The 23668-nt window shown below is 69.8% G+C and carries 26 protein-coding genes; 12 read left to right on the top strand and 14 right to left on the bottom strand.

The window, feature by feature from the left end; all coding sequences use genetic code 11:
• Positions 1 to 15 precede the first annotated feature (15 nt).
• The 6 genes from ACORQU_RS09080 to ACORQU_RS09055 all read right to left on the bottom strand — a co-directional run bounded on the left by ACORQU_RS09080 (position 16) and on the right by ACORQU_RS09055 (position 6785).
• Positions 16 to 1317 (bottom strand): DUF58 domain-containing protein, encoded by a 1302-nt coding sequence (locus tag ACORQU_RS09080; protein ID WP_491644744.1) that lies wholly within the window; start codon positions 1315 to 1317, stop codon positions 16 to 18.
• Between the two features lie 103 nt (positions 1318 to 1420).
• Positions 1421 to 2407, bottom strand: coding sequence for an AAA family ATPase (locus tag ACORQU_RS09075; protein ID WP_271647602.1), 987 nt, complete (start codon positions 2405 to 2407; stop codon positions 1421 to 1423).
• Positions 2404 to 3567 (bottom strand): DUF4350 domain-containing protein, encoded by a 1164-nt coding sequence (locus tag ACORQU_RS09070; protein ID WP_491644742.1) that lies wholly within the window; start codon positions 3565 to 3567, stop codon positions 2404 to 2406. The genes ACORQU_RS09075 and ACORQU_RS09070 overlap by 4 nt, the downstream gene beginning before the upstream one ends.
• Positions 3564 to 5081 (bottom strand): DUF4129 domain-containing protein, encoded by a 1518-nt coding sequence (locus tag ACORQU_RS09065; protein WP_491644740.1) that lies wholly within the window; start codon positions 5079 to 5081, stop codon positions 3564 to 3566. Before ACORQU_RS09065 ends, ACORQU_RS09070 begins: the two co-directional genes overlap by 4 nt.
• Complete coding sequence (locus ACORQU_RS09060; RefSeq protein WP_491644738.1) at positions 5071 to 6072, bottom strand: stage II sporulation protein M; 1002 nt, start codon at positions 6070 to 6072, stop codon at positions 5071 to 5073. The genes ACORQU_RS09065 and ACORQU_RS09060 overlap by 11 nt, the downstream gene beginning before the upstream one ends.
• The gene (locus tag ACORQU_RS09055; protein ID WP_491644736.1) at positions 6069 to 6785 is read right to left on the bottom strand and encodes an RDD family protein; all 717 of its coding nucleotides are present in this window, start codon (positions 6783 to 6785) and stop codon (positions 6069 to 6071) included. Before ACORQU_RS09055 ends, ACORQU_RS09060 begins: the two co-directional genes overlap by 4 nt.
• Positions 6786 to 6924: 139 nt before the next feature.
• Between ACORQU_RS09055 and ACORQU_RS09050 the strand changes: the two genes are divergently transcribed.
• Positions 6925 to 7194, top strand: a complete 270-nt coding sequence (locus ACORQU_RS09050; RefSeq protein WP_491644734.1) for a YkgJ family cysteine cluster protein — start codon at positions 6925 to 6927, stop codon at positions 7192 to 7194.
• On the opposite strand, the gene ACORQU_RS09045 is transcribed toward ACORQU_RS09050, so the two are convergent.
• On the bottom strand, positions 7191 to 8093 hold the full coding sequence (locus ACORQU_RS09045; RefSeq protein ID WP_491644732.1) for a DUF2167 domain-containing protein: 903 nt from the start codon (positions 8091 to 8093) through the stop codon (positions 7191 to 7193). The genes ACORQU_RS09050 and ACORQU_RS09045 overlap by 4 nt on opposite strands.
• Positions 8094 to 8173: 80 nt before the next feature.
• Positions 8174 to 8716, bottom strand: coding sequence for a gamma carbonic anhydrase family protein (locus ACORQU_RS09040; protein ID WP_271647609.1), 543 nt, complete (start codon positions 8714 to 8716; stop codon positions 8174 to 8176).
• Positions 8717 to 8790: 74 nt separating this feature from the next.
• Here ACORQU_RS09040 and xth point away from each other — a divergent pair, with 74 nt between their 5' ends.
• The gene (gene xth, locus ACORQU_RS09035; RefSeq protein ID WP_491644730.1) at positions 8791 to 9558 is read left to right on the top strand and encodes an exodeoxyribonuclease III; all 768 of its coding nucleotides are present in this window, start codon (positions 8791 to 8793) and stop codon (positions 9556 to 9558) included.
• 75 nt (positions 9559 to 9633) lie between these two features.
• Here the strand turns inward: xth and ACORQU_RS09030 are convergent, their stop codons facing one another.
• Positions 9634 to 9885, bottom strand: coding sequence for a GlsB/YeaQ/YmgE family stress response membrane protein (locus ACORQU_RS09030; RefSeq protein WP_271647611.1), 252 nt, complete (start codon positions 9883 to 9885; stop codon positions 9634 to 9636).
• Positions 9886 to 10095: 210 nt separating this feature from the next.
• On the opposite strand from ACORQU_RS09030, the gene ACORQU_RS09025 reads away from it, so the two are divergent.
• Genes ACORQU_RS09025 through ACORQU_RS09010 form a run of 4 tightly spaced genes read left to right on the top strand, consistent with a single transcriptional unit; the run spans position 10096 to position 13154 of the window.
• Entirely contained in the window at positions 10096 to 10728 is a 633-nt protein-coding gene (locus tag ACORQU_RS09025) for a 4'-phosphopantetheinyl transferase family protein (protein WP_491644728.1), read from the top strand.
• Positions 10729 to 10767: 39 nt separating this feature from the next.
• Positions 10768 to 11421, top strand: a complete 654-nt coding sequence (gene rsmG, locus ACORQU_RS09020; RefSeq protein ID WP_271647613.1) for a 16S rRNA (guanine(527)-N(7))-methyltransferase RsmG — start codon at positions 10768 to 10770, stop codon at positions 11419 to 11421.
• A 36-nt stretch (positions 11422 to 11457) separates the two neighbouring features.
• Positions 11458 to 12258, top strand: a complete 801-nt coding sequence (locus ACORQU_RS09015; RefSeq protein ID WP_491644725.1) for a ParA family protein — start codon at positions 11458 to 11460, stop codon at positions 12256 to 12258.
• Positions 12258 to 13154 (top strand): ParB/RepB/Spo0J family partition protein, encoded by an 897-nt coding sequence (locus tag ACORQU_RS09010; protein ID WP_491644723.1) that lies wholly within the window; start codon positions 12258 to 12260, stop codon positions 13152 to 13154. Before ACORQU_RS09015 ends, ACORQU_RS09010 begins: the two co-directional genes overlap by 1 nt.
• A 587-nt stretch (positions 13155 to 13741) precedes the next feature.
• On the opposite strand, the gene ACORQU_RS09005 is transcribed toward ACORQU_RS09010, so the two are convergent.
• Both ACORQU_RS09005 and ACORQU_RS09000 read right to left on the bottom strand, forming a co-directional pair.
• Positions 13742 to 14551 carry an alpha/beta hydrolase family protein gene (locus tag ACORQU_RS09005; RefSeq protein WP_491644722.1) on the bottom strand — a complete coding sequence of 270 codons (810 nt, stop codon included), beginning with the start codon at positions 14549 to 14551 and terminating at the stop codon, positions 13742 to 13744.
• A complete protein-coding gene (locus tag ACORQU_RS09000; protein WP_491644720.1) occupies positions 14535 to 15677 on the bottom strand; it encodes a DUF3182 family protein in 1143 nt (380 codons plus the stop codon). Before ACORQU_RS09000 ends, ACORQU_RS09005 begins: the two co-directional genes overlap by 17 nt.
• Before the next feature lie 459 nt (positions 15678 to 16136).
• On the opposite strand from ACORQU_RS09000, the gene ACORQU_RS08995 reads away from it, so the two are divergent.
• A complete protein-coding gene (locus ACORQU_RS08995) occupies positions 16137 to 16388 on the top strand; it encodes a hypothetical protein (RefSeq protein ID WP_271647620.1) in 252 nt (83 codons plus the stop codon).
• A gap of 14 nt (positions 16389 to 16402) precedes the next feature.
• Here ACORQU_RS08995 and ACORQU_RS08990 read toward each other — a convergent pair whose 3' ends face one another.
• Positions 16403 to 17152, bottom strand: a complete 750-nt coding sequence (locus tag ACORQU_RS08990; protein WP_271647621.1) for a GntR family transcriptional regulator — start codon at positions 17150 to 17152, stop codon at positions 16403 to 16405.
• Between the two features lie 137 nt (positions 17153 to 17289).
• On the opposite strand from ACORQU_RS08990, the gene zwf reads away from it, so the two are divergent.
• The 5 genes from zwf (at position 17290) to ACORQU_RS08965 (ending at position 22297) form a co-directional block, all read left to right on the top strand.
• Positions 17290 to 18774 carry a glucose-6-phosphate dehydrogenase gene (gene zwf / locus ACORQU_RS08985; RefSeq protein WP_271647622.1) on the top strand — a complete coding sequence of 495 codons (1485 nt, stop codon included), beginning with the start codon at positions 17290 to 17292 and terminating at the stop codon, positions 18772 to 18774.
• Complete coding sequence (gene pgl / locus ACORQU_RS08980; RefSeq protein ID WP_491644717.1) at positions 18771 to 19487, top strand: 6-phosphogluconolactonase; 717 nt, start codon at positions 18771 to 18773, stop codon at positions 19485 to 19487. Before zwf ends, pgl begins: the two co-directional genes overlap by 4 nt.
• A 142-nt stretch (positions 19488 to 19629) precedes the next feature.
• Positions 19630 to 20148, top strand: a complete 519-nt coding sequence (locus ACORQU_RS08975; RefSeq protein WP_491644715.1) for a c-type cytochrome — start codon at positions 19630 to 19632, stop codon at positions 20146 to 20148.
• 89 nt (positions 20149 to 20237) lie between these two features.
• Entirely contained in the window at positions 20238 to 21929 is a 1692-nt protein-coding gene (locus ACORQU_RS08970; protein ID WP_491644713.1) for an ExeM/NucH family extracellular endonuclease, read from the top strand.
• A gap of 17 nt (positions 21930 to 21946) precedes the next feature.
• A complete protein-coding gene (locus ACORQU_RS08965; RefSeq protein ID WP_491644711.1) occupies positions 21947 to 22297 on the top strand; it encodes a hypothetical protein in 351 nt (116 codons plus the stop codon).
• Positions 22298 to 22309: 12 nt separating this feature from the next.
• Here the strand turns inward: ACORQU_RS08965 and ACORQU_RS08960 are convergent, their stop codons facing one another.
• A complete protein-coding gene (locus ACORQU_RS08960; RefSeq protein WP_271647627.1) occupies positions 22310 to 22696 on the bottom strand; it encodes a MerC domain-containing protein in 387 nt (128 codons plus the stop codon).
• A gap of 63 nt (positions 22697 to 22759) precedes the next feature.
• Complete coding sequence (locus ACORQU_RS08955; protein ID WP_491644709.1) at positions 22760 to 23617, bottom strand: EamA family transporter; 858 nt, start codon at positions 23615 to 23617, stop codon at positions 22760 to 22762.
• Between the last annotated feature and the right edge of the window lie 51 nt (positions 23618 to 23668).

Here is a 23668-nt window from a genome sequence, read left to right as displayed (position 1 = left end):
TGATCAAGGCGACGCCTAAAGCAGTCCCTCGCGCTTGACCGCCAGGTAGCGCTCCACCAGCGCGGCGGGCAGTTGCGCGGTGGTGACGTCCAGCACCATCACGCCGTGGCCGCGCAGCGCGTCGTGGGCGGCGGCGCGCTGCTCCAGGTAGCGGGCCACCGCGCCGGCCTGGATCGCGGCGGGCAGGTCGGTGACCTCGGCATCGAGCGCCTGATCCAGTTCGCCTTCGCGCAGGCTGGCCACGCACACCAGATGGCGGCGGCGCAGCAGGTGCACGGCGGCCAGCAGGTCCTCGATGTCCTCGTCGCGCACGTTGGTCACCAACATCACCAGCGCGCGGCGGCGCTGGCGTGCCGACAACTCGGTGGCCAGGGCCAGGTAATCGCAGGCGCTGGCCGCCGGCTGCAGGTCGTAGGACGCCCGCAGCAGGGTGTCGATGCCGCCCATGCCGCGCCGCGGCGGCACCCAGCGCGGCTGTTCGCCAGTCGCCAGCAGACCGGCGGCATCGCCCTGGCGCAGGGCCAGGTAGGCCACCACCAGCGCGGCGTTGAGCGCGTGGTCGAAGTGCGCCAGGCCGTCCTCACGCGCCAGCATGCGCCGGCCGGTGTCCAGGGCCAGCACCAGTTGCTGGTTCTTCTCGTCCTGGTACTCGCGCGAGATCAGCTTCTGCGCGCGCGATGTGGCCTTCCAGTCGATCTGGCGCAGGCTGTCGCCCACGCGGTACTCGCGCATCTGGTTGAAGTCGGTGCCTTCGCCACGGCGGCGCTTGAGATGCGCGCCGACCAGCCGCGAGGCCTGATCGGCACTGAACAGCGCCAGCCGCGCCAGCGGTGCGAAGTCTGGATACACGCGCACCGCCTGCGGCGCGCCGGCCACGCGCGACTGGCGCCACAGGCGCAGCGAGGAGCCCAGGCGCAGCTGCACGCCGGAGAACCACGCATCGCCGCGCGCCACCGGGCGCAGGCGGTAGACGAACTCCACCGCCTCGTCGCGCGCGACGACCACCTTGCGCGGCAGCCCCTGCGAGGGCCAGCCGCCCGGATGCAGGTCGAATACCGCCAGCCGCTGCGCGCGCCCCGGCGAGGCGATACGCAGACGCACCTCACGCTCCAGGTCCAGCGCCAATGCCTCGGGCACCTGGCGGCTGACCTGCGGGGTGGGCCGACGCCAAAGAAGGACGGCATCGACCAGCGCCAGCAGCATCAGCCCCGCGCCCGTGGCCTGCCAGGCAACCAGCGGCATTCCCGCGTAGAGCACCGCCAGCCCGGACAGGCCCCAGGCGCACAGCAAGGCGATCAGCAACGGCGCTGGCCTCATCCCGGAACCGTCCTGGTGGGAGTCGCCATGGCGGCGATGGCGCGCTCACGCGAAAACTCCTCGCCACCAGGGTGGCTCCCACCTGGGCAGATGGCGCTCGGCCTCACTTGCGCGGCGCCTCCACCTTGGCCAGCAGCGCGCCGAGCACCGTGTCCGGCGACTGCCCCTCGATCTGCAGTTCCGGCGCCAGGGCGATGCGATGGCGCAGGGCCGGTAGCGCGACCTCGCGCACATCGTCAGGCACCACGAAGTCGCGCCCGTTCAATAGCGCCTGCGCACGCGCCGCGCGCACCAGCGCGATGCTGCCGCGCGGGCCGGCGCCCAGGGCGATGCCCGGCCAGCCGCGCGTGGCCGCCACCAGCCGTACCGCGTAGTCAATCACCTGCGTGTCCACCTGCACTGCGGCGGTCGCCTGTTGCAGGGCCACCACGTCCTCGGCCCCGGCCACACACTGCACGCGCGACAGATCGAAATCCCCGGCGCGGCGCCCGGTGGTGACCGCATCGACCATGCGCTTCTCGTCTTCCAGGTCGGGATAGCCGATCAGCACCTTCAACAGGAAGCGATCCAGCTGCGCCTCGGGCAGGGGATAGGTGCCCTCCTGCTCGACCGGGTTCTGCGTGGCCAGCGCCAGGAACGGCGGCGCCAGCGGAAAGGACTGGCCCTCGATGGTCACCTGCCCTTCCTGCATGGCCTCCAGCAGCGCCGACTGGGTCTTGGCCGGGGCGCGATTGATCTCGTCGGCCAGCAGCAGATGGGTGAACACCGGGCCGCGGCGGATCTCGAAGCGCTGGCTGCCCGGGTCGAACACCGCATGGCCGGACACATCGCTGGGCATCAGGTCCGGGGTGAACTGCACGCGCGCGAAGTCCAGCGACAGCGCGCGCGACAGCGCCCGCACCAGCAGGGTCTTGCCCAGCCCGGGCACGCCTTCGATCAGCACGTGGCCACCGGCCAGCAGCGCGATCAGGATCTGGTCGAGCACCTCGGGCTGGCCGATGAAGGCCTTGGCGACCTCCTCGCGCACCGCGCCCACGCGCTCGGCGATGGACGCGTCGGCGCTGGCGGGGGTGTCGGACGGTTCGCTCATAGTCGGTTCCTCATGTGCATCAGCAGGGAGATTCGGTCGGCAAATTCGCGGCGCTCGCGCTGCAGGGGCACCTGCAGCGCGCGACGCAAGCGCGCGGCCGGCAGGCCGAAGCGGCGGGCCAGCGCATCGACCTGAGGCTCGCCACTGAGCGCGGCGGCCACCGGATCCCGGCGCCGCAGGCGCATCAGGAAGGCCTTGCGCGCGGCCGCGTAGAGCAGCGGCCCCTTGCCGTAGCGGTACAGGTGCTCGCCGCTGGCACGCACGTGCTCCAGCAGGGAGCGGCGCGCCGCCTGGGGCGCGGGGAGCGGCGGCCCGAAGCGCTGCGCACGCGCCCACAGCCAGCCCAGCAGCGCCACCAGCAACGGCACCCACACCGGCCAGCCGCGCGCCAGCACGGTGCGCCACAGCGAGGGCATCTGCACGGCGTAAATCAAATGCATCGTGCCCTGGCCGTAATTGGGCGCTAGGATCTGCCGGGCCAGCACGCGATGGGGAATGTCGCGCAGGCCACCGCTGGCCGGCCGGTCACCGCGGGCAGGCGTGCCATTGCCGAGGAAGTCCACATCGGCCAACACGTCCACGTGGCCCTGGCCATGGCCCAGGCGCGCATAGACATAGCCATCGCGCAGGTTGCCCCACGACAGCTCGGGCTCGACTTCGGCAAAGACGAAGCGCCGCGCGCGACAGAACTCCACGTGGCGCTCGTCTCCCTCGACCTGGAAGGGCTCGCACGCTCCGGGGTCCTTGACCTGCAGTCCCAGTGCGTCCAGCAGCGGCATGGCCTCGTGCTGGGACAGGCGCGCACCTGGCGGCGTGCGCACCACCAGGTGCCCGCCGCGCGCCACCCAGTCCAGCAGCGCCTGCGCGCGCGCGGCATCCAGGTAGCGCGAGTCGTCGAGCAGGACCAGCGTATCGCGTGGCCCCAGCGCGGACACCGGCAGATTGAAACGTGGACGCGACTCGACCCGCACGCCGTCGGCCTTGAGCGCCTGCTTGAGCACGTAGAGCGGATTCCACGCCGCCTCGCCCACCGGCGGCAGGGTCACGGTGCGCTCCACCCGCTCGTAGGTGTGGACGAACCACGCCACCAGCACGAACACGCACGTGCCCACCGCCAGCGCGATCAGCCCGCCCTTCGCCCCGCGCGTGGTCTCGCTCATGCGCGCCACCGGTAGCTGGCCTGCAGATCGCCCACCAGCGCCTCGAAATCGGCATCGTCGGGCAGGCGCTGGGCATAGGCCGCCAGCTGCCACACCCGCACCATGCGCGCGAACAGGCTGCGGTCGGCGTCCTCGGGCTGTCGGCGCGAGGCACGCAGGCACTGCGACTCGGTCGCCCCCGGCGGCAGGACCACGCCAGCGCGCGCGGTCATCGCCTCCACGCTGGCCCGGTACAGCAGGGCCAGGGCACGGCGCCGGTGGCCGTCGCGCCACAGCGCGCGGGCCTGGGTCGCGATGTCCTCGGGCAGGACCTCGGGAAGTTCGATGGCGCTGGAGGTGGCCTCGCTCGGCACGGCGCGCGGCGCACGCACCCCGCGCATCCACGGCCACCAATGCCTGGCACTGGCCAGGACGAAGATCACCACCAGCGCCAGCAGGATCCACAGCCCCCACTCGCCGATGAAGGCCAGCACGCCCTGCAGGCCCCGCAGCCAGGACAGGTCCGGCGCCTTGCGCTGGATCGGCTCGGGCGCGTCCTGCGGCCGGCGCTGCCAGTACCGGTCGGTGCGGTGGCGGTCGATCAGCGGGTCGTCATACGCGGTGTCCACCGCCTTGCGGAAGGCGTGGTCGTCCACGCGCGCCTGACCGAACACCTGCTCGACCCCGGGCGGCGGCGCCTGCCCGGGCGCGGGGGCCTGCGCGCGCGACGGCCCGGCGAGCCCTACAAGGCACAGCACCAACACGAAGCCGGTCGAGGCCGCCTGCAACCGCTGGCGCAGGCGGCGGAAGGCGATCTCCACGTCCCAGGCCTCGATCTGCGTGCGTCGGTTGAGGTACAGCCCAAACCCGGCGCCGACGAAGAACGGCTCAATCGCGCCCACGCCGATCCAGAAGGCCGTGTTGAGCCCCAACTGCGCCCACAGCGGCGGATCGCGCAGCAGGGCCAGGCCTGCGCGCGCGGCCTCGGGCATGTAGTCGACCGGCACGAACAGGAACACCAGCGCCACGCAGGCCAGTGCCACCGCCAGCTGGAAGGCCAGGCACACCAGGGCCAGCACCATCGCGTTGCCGTAGACGGTCGCGCCCAACACCGCGCGCCGCTGGCGCAGGCGCGGACCGCGCTCGCCTTCCAGCAGTTCGATGGGCAGGTACAGCGCGCGCGCCGGGCTGAAGCGGCGCCAGGTGAGATAGCCCAGCATCGGTCCCCAGCCCCAGCGCAGCTGGGCGGCCAGGGTCTGGCGCGTGGTCGGCGCCTGCCCGAACACTCCGCGCGAGATCACGAACAGCGGTACGCGGTCCAGCAGCGGCTTGATCCACCACAGCGCCAGACACGAGGCCAGCGGCATGGACAGCGCCCAGGCGGCCGCGTTGACCAGCACGAAGACCGGCACGGCCACCCACAGCCACGGCGCCCAGACCGCGCGGGCGTGGCGCCGGACCAGCGCGGTGCCCAGTTCCACCGCTTCCCACGGCGAACGCGCGCGCAGCTCGACGGTCAGATGCTCAGCGCGCATCGGCCTGCCCCGCATCCAGGCCACGGCCGCCGCGCCACAGCCAGGTCAGCACGCCAGTCCACAGCACCGCGGCCACCGCGTGCTTGACCGGGTACGGGACACTGGCAATCGAGGACCAGAAGGCCTCGATGAAGGCCGCCACCAGCAGCATGAAGGCCACGCCCAGGCACAGCCGCGCGCCCTTGAGCCCGGCCTGGACCAGCGCCTGCCCACGGCTGCGCCGGCCCGGCGCCAGCCAGTGCAGTCCCATCTGCAGCCCGGCGCCGCCGGCGATCACGATGGCGGTCAGCTCGAAGGCGCCATGCCCGCACACGAAACTCCAGAACGGTCCGCCCGAGCCGATCCGGGTCAGATGCCCGGCCACCGCCCCGATGGTCAGCCCGTTGCTGATCAGCACCACGATGCTGCCCACGCCCACCAGCAGGCCGCTGGCGAAGGTCTGCAGGCCGATCCCGGTGTTGTGCATGATGTAGTAACCGAACATCGTCCAGTCGCTGCCGCTGTCGCGGCCGATGCGGGCATTGGACGGGTCGTACATCCGCTCCATCTGTGCCAGCTGGCGTGGGTCGATCAGCGCGTGGATCAGTTCGGGCCGGACCTGCAGCAGCACCGCGATGCCCACCAGCGGCAGCGCGAACAGCGCCAGCGAGGCCCACATGCAAGCCGCCTCGCTGCGCACCAGCCGCGGGAACCCCGCCAGCAGGAATTCCAGCGCCGCGCGCCAACGCACCGGTGGGGTGCGGTAGAGCACCTGGTGGCCCTGTTCCATCAAAGCTTGCAGGCGGGCGGTGACCTGCGGGCTGTAGCCACGCCGGCGCGCCAGCGACAGCTGCTGGGCGATGCGCCGGTAACGCTGCGGGACCGCCTCGTCGCCCAGCGCATCGGTGTTGCGTGTGTCCTGGGCACGGCGCGCGTCGGCGCGGGTGCGCAGCCAGTGCTCCAGTTCCACCCATTCGTGCTGGTGGCGGGCGATGAACTGCTCCTGTTTCATCGCCGACCCAGCAACCAGTTGGCCATGCCGAACAGCCGCAGCACGCCCGGTGCGCCGCGCGCGCCGGTGAGTGGCTCGACCAGGTCGGCCAGTTCGGCCTGGCGCTCGGGGGTGAGACCCGGCGCGCGCTCACCGAAGGCGACGATGGCGGCCTGCTCGGCCGGGCGCAGGGCGACCTGCGGCACGTAGAGGGCATTGACCGGTGCCCGCGTGCCGGCCTCGGTGTGTTCGGCATGCACCACCACGGTCCCGGCGGCCAAGTCACCCAGGCGGCGTGCGGACGGGTCGATCAGGCTCACCACCAGCCCGGTGGCGTAAGCGAAAGGCAGCATGTCCACCACGCGCAACAGGTTGCGGGTGATCGAGGCCAGCCAGCCGATCGGCGCGCCGTTGGCCTGGACCACGCGCAGGCGCATCGCCCGCTTGCCCAGAGTCTGGCCATGCCACAAGGCTTCCAGCACGATCATGTAGGCCCACTGGATCAGGAAGCTGGCGATGGCGGTCAGCCCGGCGCCCAGCTTGCCCAGCAGGGCCAGCAGCAGCGAGACCACCAGCATCAGGGCCACGCGCACCACCAGGTCCACGCCCCAGGCGATCGCGCGCGGCACCGGCCCGGCGGTCGGCAACTGCAGGGCCACGCCTTCGGGCGTGACCACTTCGCGATAGGTGTCCAGGACCGGGACCTGCGTGGCGGCCTGCGGCACTGCGCTCATCCCCTTCCCCGTCTCACTCGCCTCGCGCTGCATCGTCCCTGCTTGCCTGATATCCATCCATGGTGCCGGCCGACTGTAACGGCCCCGGCCACGCTTGCCCATCCCGGGTGGCGACGCGGCCACGCACTAGACTGGCGTCATGTCCGGATCCGACCTGCCCTGCCGCACCGGCTGCGCGGCCTGCTGCACCGCCCCGTCGATCAGCTCACCCATCCCGGGCATGCCGCAGGGCAAGCCTGCGGGCGTGCCGTGCGTGCAGCTGGATGCCGACCTGCGCTGCATGATTTTCGGGCGGCCCGAGCGGCCGGCGGTCTGCGCCCGCCTGCGGCCGCAGGCGGCGATGTGCGGCGCCTCGCGCGGCGAGGCGATGGCCTACCTCGCCGCGCTGGAAGCTGCCACCCGGCCCTAGCGCACCGTGGTCGATGCCCGGTCCTTGCGCGAGGAGAGGAACTTCTTGATCGCCGCGCCTGCGGCGATCAGGCCGAAGATCAGCAGCTTGCCCAGCTTGGCCAGGATCAACCCGAGCTTGGCCAGCAAACCGGTCTTGGCGGCCAGGCCGCCACCGATCAACGCCGCCACGCCGTAGGCGGCGACCTTGTCGGTGGAAGCGTTGTGGTCGGCGTAGCGCGCGCCGGGGTCGAACTCGGTCATCGGCAGCAGCTGCTGCATCCCGGCCTGCACCTGCGGCAGCTCGTCCATCCCCGAGACCGCGTTGAGGCTGAGATAACCATGGCGCCCGAGCACGCGGATGTCGTAGTTGAGCGTGTGGGTCGACTCACCGTTGAACGCCAGCTCCTTGGCCCAGTAGAGCTTCTTGCTGGAGGCGTCGTAGCGCGGGGGCACCGCCCAGCCGACCAGGTCGACCCGGCCGTAGCCGGCCTTCTCGCGTTCGGCGTTGGCCTCGCGCGTGCCGTCCTGCATGTCCTTGAGCAGCGCGTCGTAGTCGATCTTGGAGGCATCCTCGTCGGAGACGTAGCCCTCATCGTCATAGGTGACCACCACGGCCCAGCTGCCTGCTTCGTCCAGCCCCGGCCGGGTCGGCACGACCATGCCCAGTACGCTGTCGTCTTCCGGGTTGCCCCACAGCTGTTCGAGCACCTTGCGGGTGTCGGCCTTGTCCAGATAGCGGAACTGGTCGCCCAGGTTGAAGTGCACCGCGGCCTGGTCCACCGCGATCTCGCCGCTGCGGAAGTGCAGCCCGTCCACGAGCTGGCGCACCGTATCGTCCGGTGTTTGCTGTGCCAGCGCCGGAACGGCGAGCGCCATCATCCACGCGGCCACTAGGCCACGGAGCTTGGTCTGCGTCATCTCTTCCCCTTTCGTCCTTGCAGGCATCCCCATGCCCAGGCGCCGAGTGTCGCCCGACGCGGGCGCGGCTGACAAGACGGTCAGTCGTTGTCCTGGGCCAGGTACTGGTCCTTGAGCCGCACGTAGTGCTGGGCCGAGTACAGCAGACCTTCGAGGTCCTGGTCCGAAAGCCTGCGCGCCAGTCGTGCCGGGTTGCCGACCCACAGTTCGCCGCTGCCGACCTGCTTGCCCGGCCCGACCACCGCGCCGGCCGCGATGAAGGCGTTGGGCGCGATCACCGCCCCGTCCAGGATGCAGGCGCCCATGCCGATCAGGCAGGCATCGCCAATGGTGCAGGCATGGATGATGGTGCCGTGGCCGAGGGTCACATCCTGCCCGATCAGGGTGGGATAGCCGCCCTTGTTGTAGGGACTGGCGTGACTGACGTGGATGATCGTGCCGTCCTGCACGTTGGTCCGCGCGCCGATGCGCACGTGGTTGACGTCACCGCGGATCACCGTGCCCGGCCACACCGAGACATCGTCGCCCAGTTCCACGTCGCCGATGACGGTGCAGGCCGGATCCACATACACGCGCTGGCCCAGCACGGGCCGCTTGTCGAGATAGGGACGCAGGGTCTTCATCGGGCCAGTGTACCGATGGGCTCGGTGCCGGTGAGTTAGGCTGTGCCGCCCTCGCCGCCGCCCCGCGCACCGCCATGAAGATCGCCAGCTGGAACGTCAACTCGCTCAACGTGCGCCTGCCGCATCTGGAACAGTGGCTGCGCGACTTCGCACCCGATGTGGTCGGCCTGCAGGAAACCAAGCTGGAGGACCACAAGTTCCCAGACGCGGCCTTGGTCGCGGCCGGCTATCGCAGCGTGTTTTCCGGGCAGAAGACCTACAACGGCGTGGCCCTGCTGGCACGCGGCCAGATCCAGGACGTGCAGGTCGGCATTCCCGGCTTCGAGGACGAACAGAAGCGCGTGATCGCCGGCACCATCGATGGCGTTCGCGTGATCAACCTCTATGTGGTCAACGGCCAGGACGTGGGGACCGACAAGTACGGCTACAAGCTGCGCTGGCTGGAAGCGGTGCGCGAATGGATCAAGGCCGAGCTGGCCGCGCATCCGCAGCTGGTGGTGCTGGGCGACTTCAACATCGCCCCAGACGCGCGTGACGTGCATGACCCGACGGTGTGGAACGAAGACCACATCCTCACCTCCAGCGCCGAGCGCGGCGCGCTGCAGTCCCTGCTGGATCTGGGCCTGCACGACGCCTTCCGCCTGCACAGCGAGGAGGCCGGGATCTTCAGCTGGTGGGATTACCGGATGGCCGGTTTCCGCCGCAACCTAGGCTTGCGCATCGATCTGACCCTGGTCTCCGACGCCCTCAAGGCGCGCGCGAGCGCTGCCGGCATCGACCGCGAACCCCGCACCTGGGAGCGTCCCAGCGACCATGCGCCGGCCTGGGTCGAGCTCGGTTGAGCCTGTGGGCTGCGCAAAAGAAAAGCCCGGGCAAAGCGCGGGCTCTTCCACCTCGTCGAACTGCGCGTCGTGCGTTTAACGCACGCTCTTGCGGGTGAACAGGTTGACGATGGCCAGCAGGATCACCGCGCCAAGCAGCGACCACAAGAAGGTGCCCACGGTGATGCCGGCATTGATGCTGCCGCCGCCCAGGAAGCCTGCAATGGCCGCACCGACGATGCCGACGACGATATTCAGGATGATGCCCTGCTGGGCGTCACGACGCATGATGATGCTGGCCAGCCAGCCCACGATGCCGCCCACGATCAGCCAAATAATGATGCCCATTGCCGTTCTCCTCGTTTGATGGGTTTCGATGCCCCGCGCTGTGGGGTGCGGGACGATTTGGCGGCCGCTGGCGTGAAACCGTCGTATACGACATGGGTTCAGAGATGATCAAAACCCCTCTAAAACAGGCGTTTTCCGCGATGCAACGGCTGTGGCCTTCACATGCCCGACGCGTACATGCCGCGACTTTCGCGAGCCATCGGGCGACGCATGCACATCCCTGAACCAGATGAGGACGCTGAACGCCGCTGGTCGATCGGCCCGCTGCAGGTGTGGTGGAGCGCCTATCCGATGCGCGGATCGGGCGAACCATTGGCACGTCCGCTGCTCGAGAACTGGTTCGCCTTGCCCGCCGGAACCCTCCCGCTGGCCCGCGATGCCCGGGGCCGACCACGCCTGCACGGCCCATTGGCGGGGCACGACGTCGGCTGGAGCCACAGCGGCCAGGGACTGCTGCTGGCCACCGCCCCAGGGGTGGAGCTGGGCACCGATCTGGAGCGGCTGCGTCCGCGTCCCAACGCCTTGGCGCTGGCCGAACGCTATTTCGCGCCGGCCGAGGCCCAGGCATTGGCGGCGGTGCCCGAGGCGGTCCGCGAGATGGCCTTCCTGCGCCTGTGGTGCGCCAAGGAAGCCGTGCTCAAGGCGCATGGTCACGGCATTTCCTTTGGTCTGGAGCGCCTGGCCTTCGCCCCGATGGACACAGCGACGCTGGATGCCGGCCCCCTGCGACTGGTTGCGTGCGACGCGGCGCTGGGCGCGCCCGATGACTGGAGCCTGCACCAGTGGCAGCCCCGCCCCGAGTATCTGGCGGCCGTGGCCTGGCGCAGGCGGCCTGGCGATTGAGCGCTCCGCCAGCACGCCGCCCTGCGATAATCGGCGGCGATGACTCCTGATTCCCTGCCCCCTGGCCTGGATGCGCTGCTGCGCGACGGGCTGGCCGACCTCGGCCTGTCCACCGATCTGGCGCCCCCGCTGCTGGCCTACCTGGCCCTGCTGGTGCGCTGGAACGGCACCTACAACCTCACCGCCGTGCGCGACCCCCGACAGATGGTGACCCGCCACCTGCTCGACTCGCTGGCCATGCATCGCTTCGTTTCCCACGGCACCCTGGCCGACCTGGGCACCGGCCCCGGCCTGCCCGGCATTCCGCTGGCCATCGCCCACCCGGATCTGCAGGTCACCCTGGTGGAGAGCAACGGCAAGAAGGCCCGGTTCCTGCGCGAGGCCGTGCGCCAGCTCAAGCTGGGCAACGCCCGCGTGGCCGAATCGCGCGCCGAGGCGGTGGACGAACCGGCCGCCTACGACCATCTCACCGCCCGCGCCCTGGATACCCTGGCCGGGATCATCGCGGTGGGCGGACACCTGCTCAAACCCGGCGGCACACTGCTGGCGATGAAGGGCGTGATGCCCCACGAGGAAATCGCGGCCCTGCCCGCCGGCTGGGCGCTGGTCGGCACCGAGCCGCTGTCCGTGCCGGGCCAGGAGGGCGAACGCCACCTGGTCACGGTGGGACGCGCCGGGGTGAAACCCGCATAATCCCTGACCCGCCCCCTTCCCGAGGAACGCCGCCGCATGGCCAGGATCATCGCCATCGCCAACCAGAAGGGTGGCGTGGGCAAGACCACCACCGCCGTCAACCTGGCCGCCGGACTGGCACATACCCCGCAGCGGGTGCTGCTGGTCGACCTGGATGCCCAGGGCAACGCGACCATGGGCAGCGGCGTGGACAAGCGCGAGATCGAGGCCTCGACCTTCGAGGTGCTGCTGCAGGAAGCGCCGGCGCGCGACGCGATCGTGCGCACCGGCGAGGACTTCGACCTAATCCCGGCCAACATCGACCTGACCGCCGCCGAGATCCAGCTGATGGATGCCGAAGGCCGCGAGCAGCGCCTGAAGGCCGCACTGGAGCCGCTGCGGGCCGACTACGACTGGATCATCATCGACTGCCCGCCCGCGCTGTCGCTGATGACCCTCAACGCCTTGACCGCCGCCGACTCGGTCCTGGTCCCGATGCAGTGCGAGTACTACGCACTGGAGGGCCTGAGCGCGCTGATGGATACCATCGCCGCCATCCGTGGCCGGCTCAACCCCAGGCTGGAGATCGAGGGCGTGCTGCGCACCATGTTCGACGTGCGCAACAACCTGGCCAACGCCGTGTCGGCCGAACTGACCGAGCATTTCGGCGACCAGGTCTTCCGCACCATCGTCCCGCGCAACGTGCGCGTGGCCGAAGCCCCCAGCCACGGCCAGAGCATCGTCGGCTACGACCGCGCCTCGCGCGGTGGCGTGGCCTACCTTGGCCTGGCCGGGGAGATCATCCGACGCCAGCAGGAGCGGTTGCGACCCGCTCCCCCGCCCATGGAGAGCTATTGATGTCCGCCCCGAAGAAGCGCGGCCTGGGCCGCGGCCTGGAAGCGCTGCTTGGCCCCAAAGGGGCCGAGACGCCACCGACCGAGGTCCAGCCTGGCGAAACCCTGCGCACGGTCCCCGTGGGCGAGCTGCAGCCCGGCCGCTACCAGCCGCGCCAGGCGATGGACCCGGCCAAGCTGGACGAGCTGGCCGATTCGATCCGCGCCCAGGGCGTGATCCAGCCGATCGTGGCGCGCGCGGTGGACACCGGCGGTTACGAGATCGTCGCCGGCGAGCGCCGCTGGCGCGCCTCGCAGCTGGCCGGCCTGGCCGAAGTGCCGGTGGTGGTGCGCGAGCTGGACGACCGCACGGTCATCGCCATGGCGCTGATCGAGAACATCCAGCGCGAGGACCTCAACCCGCTGGAAGAGGCGCAGTCACTGCAACGGCTGATCAACGAATTCTCGCTGACCCACGGCCAGGCGGCCGAGGCGGTCGGGCGTTCGCGCGCTGCGGTGTCCAACCTGCTGCGCCTGCTGGAACTGCCGCCGGCCATCCGCCATCTGCTGGAGGCACGCCGCCTGGAGATGGGCCACGCCCGCGCCCTGCTGACGCTCTCGCCCGAGCTGGCCAGCAAGCTGGCCGCCGAGGCCGCCGACCAGGGCTGGTCGGTGCGCGAGGTCGAACACCGCGCCTCCCAGTTCGCCGCCGGCCGGGTGCCGGCCAACGGCAAGAAGAAGCCAGCCAAGGTCGCCCCGCAGGCCGACATCGCCTCGTTGCAGAACGAGCTGTCCGAGACCCTTGGCACCTCGGTGGTCATCGCCCACGGCCGCAATGGCAAGGGCAAGCTGATGATCCACTACACCGATCTGGACACGCTGGAAGGGGTGCTGGAGCGGTTGCGGGGGAAGCGGGAATAAGCCGCTGCTGAGGGTTGGCGCGATGTGCGCGCTAACGCTAGCGGACCTGTTTGTCTTGAACTCCCGGTTTCCCCGGGAGCTCCCATCTTTTCCTCTGAAGGCAAAGGCTTTCGCGCCTAACGGCGCGACTTCCTTTTGTCTTGTCAAAAGGAAGCAAAACCGCTTCTCGCCGGGACGCTCGCCGCCGCGACGCGGCGGTCCCCTGCGCTTCTCGAAGAAGACGGCATGTCGCCCAAACTCGCTGCGCTCAAACAGGGCGACGCTTCGGCCGTCTTCTTCTCCGATGCTCGGCTCGCTTTACGGCTCAGACATACGGAGCAACAGCAATACCTGCGGCCGGAGCAGAAGCAAGCGCAAACAGCTTTGCTTTGTCTCTGCTCCGAACCCCTCCATAACGCACGGCGGAGGGACGAGGTTAAGACCCATGAAGGCGCCACGCATGGGGGCGCGGCGTGCCACACGAGCCGTGGTTCTTCGCTTAGCATTCCTTTGCAGCGCAAAGAATGCTGACTGGTTGCGGCAGGAAAGCGTCTGCTCAAGAAGCCGAATCCAAGAAAATCGTCAAGCCGCAATCATCGGCCTCGCGATCAGTGCGAGGCAGGAGCCGCCTGCCCATCGCGCACCCGCTTGCGCTCGTTGATCTTCTCGCGTGCGGCGTGCTCGCGGGCGCCGACGACCATTTCGGTCAACCACTTCACCAGGACCGCGGTGTAGGTGCGCTGCACCGGCTTTTCGGAGAAGCCGTGGTCCGCGCCGGCGATCACGCGCGAGGTGCGCGAGCGCGCGCGGGTGAAGGCGGACATGTAGTTTTCGATCACCTGATGCGGAATGATCTGGTCCAGTTCGGCCTCGACGATCAGCGCGTCGCCGCGAAACTCGGCGCAGGCGCGCAATGCGCGATTGTCCTTCCATGGCACCTGACGGTGGCGGAAGGGAATCAGATCCGGATCCTGGTGCAGCTGGCGCTTGGGCAGCTCCCAGCCTTCGTCCTTGTAGAGAGCGGGCGTGCGCAGCGCCAGCCAGCGCACCGGGCGCAGCGAAGACAGGATCGCCCCCAGATAAGCGCCGTAGCTGATCCCCACCACGGTGATCGCATCGGGATCGACATTGGGTTGCTTGACGAACCAGTCGTACGCCGCCAGCAGGTCGTCCAGATTCTGCTGCCGGGTGACCCGCTCGAGCATCTGTGCATCGCCGTCGTGGCCCCGCAGGTCGAAGGTCATGCAGACCACGCCCAGACCTGCAGCCTCGCGCGCACGCGCCAGGTCATGGTCCTGGCTGCCGCCCCAGCCGTGGACGAACAACACGCCGGGCAAGGCCCGGGCCGGTGCCAGCAGGGTCCCGGCGAGCCGGTCGTGCTCTACATCAAAGCCGATGTGTTCAAGGGTCACGTCCATCGCGCACGACCCTAGCGTATTTGGTCAGGGTCCCGAGTGAAGCCACTTCACCCCGGAAATAGACCTCCGCGTCGGCCGGTGCCGGGACATCGTCCCAGACCTCGCAGGTCATCGCGTCCAGCCATGGCACCTCTGGCTGGGTCACCAATGTCTCCAATGCCAGGATCTCGGCCGGGCTCGCCCCGCCGAAGCGCCAGGACTGCTCGAGCACGCCGCAGTGCTCCCAACCGTCGCCATCGCGCCCATGGACCACGTCGTAGTTGCGGCGCGAGGCGAAGAAGCCTGGATAGGCCTCGGACACCTGGGCTTCGTAGTGCTGCACCTTGGCGATGGCGTCGGCGGCCTGCGGCGGCAACGGCACGTGCTGCAGCTGGTCCAGTCCGCCACGGGCCACGCGCAGCGTCGAGCCGCCGTAGACCGTCTCGCCGCGCGGGTTCTCCACGGTACACTGGGTACCGAAATAGGCGATGCAATGCCCGCCCACTTCCACCTGGCCAATGCTGAAGGTCTGCGCCTGCTCCAGGTTGAGCTCGGCAACCACGCCCTCGGCGACCTGTCCGAGCGGCACGGTAGCCAGCCACGCATCCAGCGCCTGCAGCGAATCCACCACCTGTTGCCCATTGCCGCCGCGCGCGTGGGCCAGCTTGCAGCGCACACGTCCCATCGGCAGCAGGCGGGAGACCGCCTGGATCAGGTCGTCCGGGGTAAACGCGGCGAAACCGGGCAGGACCGCGCTACCCAGCGCACCGCCCAGCCCAGGTGCCCAACCCTCCGGCACGTTTCCCGGCGCTTCGACCAGGCCGTGGCTGATCACCTTGGTGGCCACGAACGCATGCGGCACCACGCCGCCGAAGATGTGTTCGCCGCTGGTGATGCCGCGCATGGCGGCCTGTTCGCGGGTGAGGGTCTCCATGGGAATGAAATAACCCGGCAGTCCCGGCAGCGCGCGCAACCGGAAGTCGCGGCCCATCAGTCCCGCCAGGCGACGGCCGAAATACTCCACGCTGGCGCGCTCGTGCGGCGCGCGCGCTTGATCGATGAACAGCGGCGTGACCGCCGGGGCCTGCATCGACAGGCCCGCGCGGTCGAGCGCGGGTGCGGTACGGAAATCGAGAGTCGCGTTCATGACAGCTCCCTGGGCCTGCGTTTGGGGGAACGCGACCTCCGGCGGCGCACGGCGACCGGGGGATCGCGGGAAGCGTGATGCGCTTGCAGGTAGTTGCCGGATCGGCCGGCACGGGAAGAGCGGTTACTTATTCATTCGCGAAGCCTGACGCATCCGGCACTGCATTCTTGATGTGGCCGGGGCAGCACCGAGGCGCGGACGCGCGTCGGTACGTGAGCGTGAACTTGGCCCGAGTCTTGGTAGAACGACGTGAATCGTGCGCGAAATCCCCGCTTACATTTCGCTCACGACTGCAGAACGCTTCCGACGGCATCTTCGCGTTGGATCCCGGAGCCCCTCCATAGAACCGCGCTTTGGTCGTTTGATCATCCGACCCAGCGCAGCGTTCCGGGACCAACCCACACCGGCGCGCTGCAGTACGCACGGACAACACCGGTTCCATGCCCGGAGATGCAACCAATGACCTGGGAAGACCTCAGTCAGCGGCTCGATGCCCTGCACGAAACGATCGCCACACACGGGCCGGCTCCGTTGGAGCAGACGTTCTTCGATGCCTGCGCCGCCGAGGCGACCGCCATCCTCGAACAGGCGGAGGACGCCAAGCAGGCACAACAGGCGATTGAGCGGATCACCGCGATCTTCGACGAGATCGGCGTGGATGCCCAACGCCTGCTGTCGGCTGGTCAGCGGCGACCGCTGGCCGTGGATTGAAACGACCGCAGGGACTATTCGCTCTGCAGCTCCGCCACGAAATCGTAGGCATCGCCGCGATAGAACGAGCGGGTGAATTCCACTACACGACCGTCGGCCAGAAAGGCGCGGCGCTCGACCAGCAGGCCGGGGGCACCGGCGTCGAGCTGGAGCAACTGTGCAGGCTCGGCATCCAGGGCGACGGCGCGCAGGCGCTGCAGTGCGCGGCGCGGGCGGTGGCCGTAGGTATCCAGCGCCTCGTACAGCGAGGCGCCGATGCGTTGCGGATCGGGCAACAGGGCGTGCGGCACCAACGTGCGTTCGGCGGCGATGGGCGCGCCATCCACGTGCCGCAGTCGATACAGCCGCACCACGCCGCTGCCGGGCGAGAGATTCAACGCCATGGCTTCTTCGGGGGTCACCTCTCCCAGGCTGCGTTCCAGGAAGGTGACCTGGGGATTGAGCCCACGTTCGCGCAGATCGTCGGTGAAGCTGGTCAGGCGCGAGAAGCTGCGCACGATGCGTTCAGACACGAAGGTCCCGGCGCCCTGGCGCTGGCTGAGCAGTCCCTGGTCGATCAGCCCCGACAGCGCCTTGCGCACCGTCACGCGCGACAGTTGCAGGCCGGTGGCCAGGTCGCGCTCGCTGGGCAGGCCATGGCCGGGACCGAGCACCCCGGTATCGATGAGATGCTGCAGCGCGCGGCGCAGGCGCAGGTAGGCCAGCGTGCGGCTGGTTTCGGCCGACTGCAGGCGCTCGTATTCGGTGGCGATGGCGGAAAGCATGCCTCAATAGTACCAATGCGATACCAAGGCTTCAATCCAGAACGAATCGACCAGTCCAACAGCGCCAGGACTGGGAGGCGTGGTAGCGCGGTGGTATCGTCTTGCGCGTTTTCTTCCTTCATCGACAAGGCCGTGCCGTGACCGCCAAGACCGTACCCGTGGACAGCTTTGACCTGGTGATCTTCGGAGGCACCGGCGATCTGGCGTTGCGCAAGCTGCTGCCGGGTCTGCTGCGCCGCTACGCCGATGGCCAGATCCCGCAGGACAGCCGCATCATCGGCGTGGCGCGCGATCCGCAGGATGGCAGCGAATACCGCGCCAAGGTCGGCGAGGCGCTGGAGAAGATCGCCGAGGGCGACACGCTGCTGCGCGCGCGCCTGCCGGCCTTCCTGCAGTTGCTGGACTACCGCCCCCTAGATGCGACCAAGGACGAGGGCTGGGAGGAGTTCGCGACCCTGCTCAAGCAGTCCGGCGAAGACCGCATCCGCGTGTTCTATCTGTCCACCAGCCCGAGCCTGTTCGTCGACCTGTGCTCGCGCCTGCGCGATGCCGGCCTCAATAGCGGCAATGCGCGGGTGGTCCTAGAAAAGCCCATCGGCAAGGACTCGCGCAGCGCCGCGGGCATCAACGACGCCGTTGGCGCGGTCTTCAGCGAGGCGCAGACCTTCCGCATCGACCACTACCTGGGCAAGGAGACGGTGCAGAACCTGCTGGCGCTGCGCTTTGCCAACATCCTGTTCGAACCGCTGTGGAACGCCAACCGCATCGACCACGTGCAGATCACCGTGGCCGAGACCGTCGGCCTGGAAAAGCGCGCGGGCTATTACGACACTTCCGGCGCCCTGCGCGACATGGTCCAGAACCACCTGCTGCAGCTGCTATGCATGGTCGCCATGGAGCCGCCGGCCACGCTGGAAGCCAATGCACTGCGTGACGAGAAGCTCAAGGTGCTGCGTTCACTCAAGCCGATCACCTCCAACGAGGTCAGCCATGTCACCGTGCGCGGCCAGTATCGCGCCGGCGCCTCCGGCGGCCAGGCCGTCCCCGGCTACCTGGACGAGCTGGGGCGCACCGACTCGCGCACCGAGACCTTCGTGGCGATCAAGGCCGAGGTCTCCAACTGGCGCTGGGCCGGCGTGCCGTTCTACCTGCGCACCGGTAAACGCCTGCCCGAGCGTGTCTCGGAGATCGTGGTGGCCTTCCGGCCGGTGCCGCACTCGTTGTTCGACGCCGGCGCCGGCACCGCACAGCCCAATCGCCTGGTGTTGCGCCTGCAGCCGGACGAAGGGGTCAAGCTGTGGCTGATGATCAAGGACCCCGGCCCGGGTGGCCTGCGCATGAAGTACGTCCCGCTGGACATGAGCTTTGCCGAGGCCTTCGGCGTGCGCCAGCCCGAGGCCTACGAGCGCCTGCTGATGGACGTGGTGCGCGGCAACCAGTCGCTGTTCATGCGCCGCGACGAGGTCGAGGCCGCGTGGGCCTGGATCGATCCGATCCTGGAGGCGTGGGAACAGCTGCCCGAGGCGCCCAAGTCGTACACGGCCGGCTCCTGGGGCCCCAATGCGGCGGTGGCGCTGATCGAGCGCGACGGCCGCACCTGGCATGAGGACGCCGGCACATGAGTCTGACCCTCCCTGCCTCGCTGGCCCAGGTTCACGCCTGCGCCGACCACGAAGCCCTGGCCCAGGCACTGGCCGCCTCGGTCGCCGACCAGTTGCGCGCAGCCCTGGCCGAACGCGGCCGCGCGGTCCTTGCCCTGTCCGGCGGGACCACGCCGGTGCGCTTCTTCCAGGCCCTGGCCGAACAGCCGCTGCCGTGGAAGCAGGTCGCCATCACCCTGGTGGACGAGCGTTGGGTGGACGAGACCCAGCCCCGTTCCAATGCCGCCCTGGTCCGTGAGCACCTGATGTACGGCGCGGCCGCGGTGGCCAGCTTCCTGCCGCTGTACCGCAACTACGGCGAGGATCCGGCGCAGGCCCTGCCCGAGCTGGAAACCGAGCTGGCGCAGCTGCCGCTGCCGCTGGACGTGGCCGTGCTGGGCATGGGCACCGATGGCCACACCGCCTCGTTCTTCCCCGATGGGGACTACCTGGCCCAAGCCCTGGACCCGACCGGGATCGCCAAGGTGCTGCCGATGCACGCGCCGGGCGCGGGCGAGCCGCGCATCACCCTGACCCTGCCGGTGCTGGTGGCCGCCCGCCACCTCTACCTGCACATCGAAGGCCAGGAGAAGGCCCAAGTCATCGAAGCGGCCGTGGCCGCCGAGCCGGGTCCGCCGATCGCCGCGGTGCTGCGCGCGGCCTCCGCGCCGGTCCAGGCCTACTGGTGTCCTTGAGGGGCGGGCCACAGGCCTGCTTATAATGCGGGCCGTCGCTGCCTGACCGGTGGCGACACCCGGGCGCCCCCACGACCGGAACATTCGCTGGATGATCGAGTGTTTTCAGCCACGCCGGTGACGGCGCTGCCAAAGGTGGACTGTGCGCAACTATGACCTGGAGTTCCTCAAGCGCTTCTCGATGGTGATCGGGATCCTGGCGGTGGTGACCGTCGGATTGATCATCGGGGCGTATTTCCTGTCCAAGACCATCCCGGCGGAAGTCTCGCCGGTGGCGGCCAAGCAGACCCAGAGCCGCATCGCGCCGGTGGGCGCGGTCTATGCCGGCGCCACCGGAGCCGCGGCCCAGGCCGCCGCGGCGGCCGCCGCGACGGCCGCCGCCGCAGCCCAGGGCGCCTACGGCGGCACGCTGGACGGCAAGGAAATCTTCAACCAGCTGTGCACGGCCTGCCACACCGCCGGCGTGGGCGGGGCGCCCAAACTGGATGCGGCCGGCTTCGGCGCGCGGGCCTCGAAGGGCAAGGACACCTTGTACAAGCACGCCATCGAGGGCTACACCGGCCCGGACGGCGGGGTGATGCCGCCCAAGGGCGGCAACCCGGGCCTGAGCGAGGCGCAGATCCACGCCACGGTCGACTGGATGCTGGAGCAGTCGAAGTAACGCGCGTCATCTGACGCAGGCACAATCGGGGGTTCCGACGCCGCCTTCGGGCGGCGTTCTCGTGTCTGCCTTGGCCTTGTGGAACCCGCATGTCCCCGATCCGCCCGCTGTTGCTGTCCGCCTGCCTGAGCGCGCTCTGCGCCGTCGCCGCCCCCGGCCTGGCCGACACCCCATTGAACATCGGGCAGCTGCCCACCGCGGTCGACGCCAGCGCGGTCACCGTGCGCGGCGTGCTCACCGCGGACCTGCGCACCGGACTGGGCGGCCTGTTCGTGCAGTCGCCCGGCACGGGCGACGGCGATCCACGCACGCCCGAAGGCCTGTTCGTGCAGGTCCCGGCGGACATGGCCCTGCCCGCCTTGAAGGCCGGCCAGACGCTGGAGCTGCAGGGCAGCCTGCACGCTGTCTCTGGCGCGAGGACGCTGGCACTGGCGCATCTGCGCGTTCTGCCCGGCAAGGCGACGGCACCGGCGATCACCACGCTGACCGCACCGCCGGCCGACTGGGCGGCACTGGACGGCATGCGCGTGCGCATCGACGCGCCGCTGACCCTGGACGGCACCGACACCCGGTATGGCCAGACCATCGCCAGCTTCGGCGGGCGCATGTGGACCCCCGCGGAGCAAGCGGTCGCCGGGACCCCGGCCTTCGCCGCGATCAACGCGGACAACGCGCGGCGCCGCATCGTGCTGGACGATGCAAGCGACGCGCGCGATCCCGCCACGCTGCCCTACCTGCCAGCCGGGCCGGTGCGGACCGGATCGGTCGCCACCGGCGTGGAGGGCATCGTCGACTATCGCCATGACGCCTGGCGCCTGCAGGTTACCCAGCCGCTGCACGTGCAGGCCGCGGCGCGCCCATCGGCGCCCACGGTGCCGGGCAACCTGAGGATCGCGGTGTTCAACCTGGAGAATCTGTTCAACGGCGATGGCGCCGGTGGCGGCTTCCCGACCATGCGCGGGGCCAAGACCGAGGCGCAGTGGCATGCGCAGGTCGCCAAGCTCATCGCCACCCTGATGCCGCTGCATGCCGACATCGCCGCACTGATGGAACTGGAGAACGACGGCTACGGCCCCCGCTCGTCGTTGGCCCAGTTCGTCGATGCCCTCAATGCCGGTGGCGGCGACTGGACGTACGTGAATGCCGGCAGCGGACCCGGCGACAACCCGATTCGCGTGGGCCTGATCTACCGCGCCTCGAAGGTCACTCCGGTCGGCAAGCCGGTGGTGCTCGAAGGCGGCCCCTTCGCCGAGCACAGCCGGGTGCCGTTGGCCCAGGCGTTCCGGCGTGGCGACGGCCCGGTGTTCGTGGTGGCCGCCAACCACTTCAAGTCCAAGGGCTGCCGCGACGCCAGCGGCACCGATGCAGACCAGCACGACGGCGCCAGCTGCTGGAACGCCACGCGTACCGACTCGGCGCGCCGCGTCGACGCCTGGCTCAAGTCCGATCCCACCGGCCAGGGCGCCACGCGCAGCCTGATCGTCGGTGACCTCAACGCCTACGCGCAGGAGACCCCGCTGCGGACCCTGCGCGCCGCTGGCTGGGCCGACGCCTTCGCCCTGGCCAAGGTCGAGGCTCCTTACAGCTACGTCTACGACGGCCAGAGCGGGCGCCTGGACCACGCATTGCTGTCCCCGGACCTGGCGGCGCACCTGAAGGGCGCGGCCGAATGGCACGTCAACGCGGACGAGCCCTTCGACGTCGGCTACGAGGGCCTGGACGCGGCCGGCCCGTGGCGCAGCTCCGACCACGACCCGATGCTGCTGGGCTTCGATCTATAGCCGACGGGGGACGAGGGATGGACCTGACCACGCGCAGCGATGCCGAGATCCTGGCCGTCGTCGAACCGATCATGGATCGGCTGATGGCCGCGTCCACCGCCATCGACTATGCAGGCCACGTGCGTGACTTCACCCCGCGCCTGCTGGCGCAGTTGCCGCCGGAGCGCTTCGGGACGCTGTGCCATGCGTACCAGGCCGAGCGCGGGACGTTCGCAGGGCGCGAAGTGGTCGCGGTATTCCGTCGACCCGCGTCCATCGCCGTGGTCTGGCGCCGGGGGTTCGACGGGGTCGCAGGCGAGTTCGTCGCCGAGCTGGTCCTGGTCGAGCAGGATGGCCGCTCTCTGGTCGATCACGTCATGGTGTTCTGAGCGCGGCTGCCCTCAGCCGTTGGCGCAGGTCGCATGCGGACGGCGGCGCCAGTTCCAGACATGCGCGCTGGCCAGCAGCAGGCTGCCGGTCACGGTGAGCGGCGTCTCCAAGGCATGCAGCACGGCCCCGGCCACCAGGCCGGTCAGGCCCAGCAGCGCCAAGGCCACCAGCGCAGGCGGCAGGGGGCGGTGCCGGTGCGCGCGCCACAGGGCGGTGCCGGCCAGCGGCGCGGCGATGGCCGCGAACACCGGATGGACCCATTCGGCCTGTGCCCAGGTCCCCAGGGCCGGCAACAGCGCGGCCAGGACAGGCAAAAGCAGGCAGTGGGCCAGGCACAGCATCGACAGACCGATGGCGGAAGCGTCGCAGGCCGCATGCGCGGCCGAGGAAGTTTTCATGGGGGGCGGCCCTGATTTCGTTACATTGTAACGATACAGGAGGCGTCAAGCCCCCCGCCGACGTCAGCCCATGCCCCGGCTGATCAGGGCGATGGCCAGCACCGCCAGGGGAATCGCCAGTCGATTGAGACGGCCCAGACGCTCACCGAAGCCCGCCACGCCCACGACGGTCCCCACCAGCACCACACCGATGTTCATCGCCGCGAACACCGTGGCCGGCGCATGCGGCAACGCGCGATGCGCGGCCAGGTAGAACCCGATGTTGGCGAAGTTGAGCGCGCCCAGTCCCAGCCCGGCCACCAGGCTGCGCAGTCGCAGCGGCGTGCCCTGTGCGTGGCGCCACAGCTGCCAGGCCAGCATCGGCACGAAGGCGATGGCGAAGGTCGCCAGCAGCGAGGCCGACAGCGGTGCGCCGTCGGCGGCGATCCGCTTGAACAGCACGTCGGTCGTCGCCCAGCCCACCAGGACCACCAGTGGCAGGCCCCACGCCGGCGCTTCCAGGCTAGCGTCGCCGCGCGGCCGCGCCAGCAGGCAGGGGATCGCGATCAGGCCCAGGACCAGCCCCGCCACCTGCCAGGCACCGGCGCGCTGCCCGAACAGGGTGAAGGCGGCGATCAGCGACAACAGCAGCGACAGACGCTGGGCGATATCGGTGCGCACCACCCCGGCGCGCCGGATCGACGCGGCCAGCACCAGGAACAGGCCCGGCAGCAGCAAGCCCAGCGGCAGCCACCAGCGCCACGGCGCGCCCTCGCCACGCAAGGCCTCCAGCCGCGGGTGCAACAGGGCCAGCGCCAACACCGTGCCGGCCAAGTAGTTCCAGGTCACCGCCTGTGGCACGTCCACCTGCCAGCGTGGCGCCAACCGGAACACCGCCGAGACCGCCACGCTGCACAGCACGGCCAGCAACAGGAACCACATCGCCACACCACCAGGAACGCCTTGAGGAGGCGCGCATTATCGCCGCCGGCC

This window comes from Pseudoxanthomonas sp. JC1303 (assembly GCF_058448525.1).
This window is presented reverse-complemented; position numbering and strand designations above follow the sequence as displayed.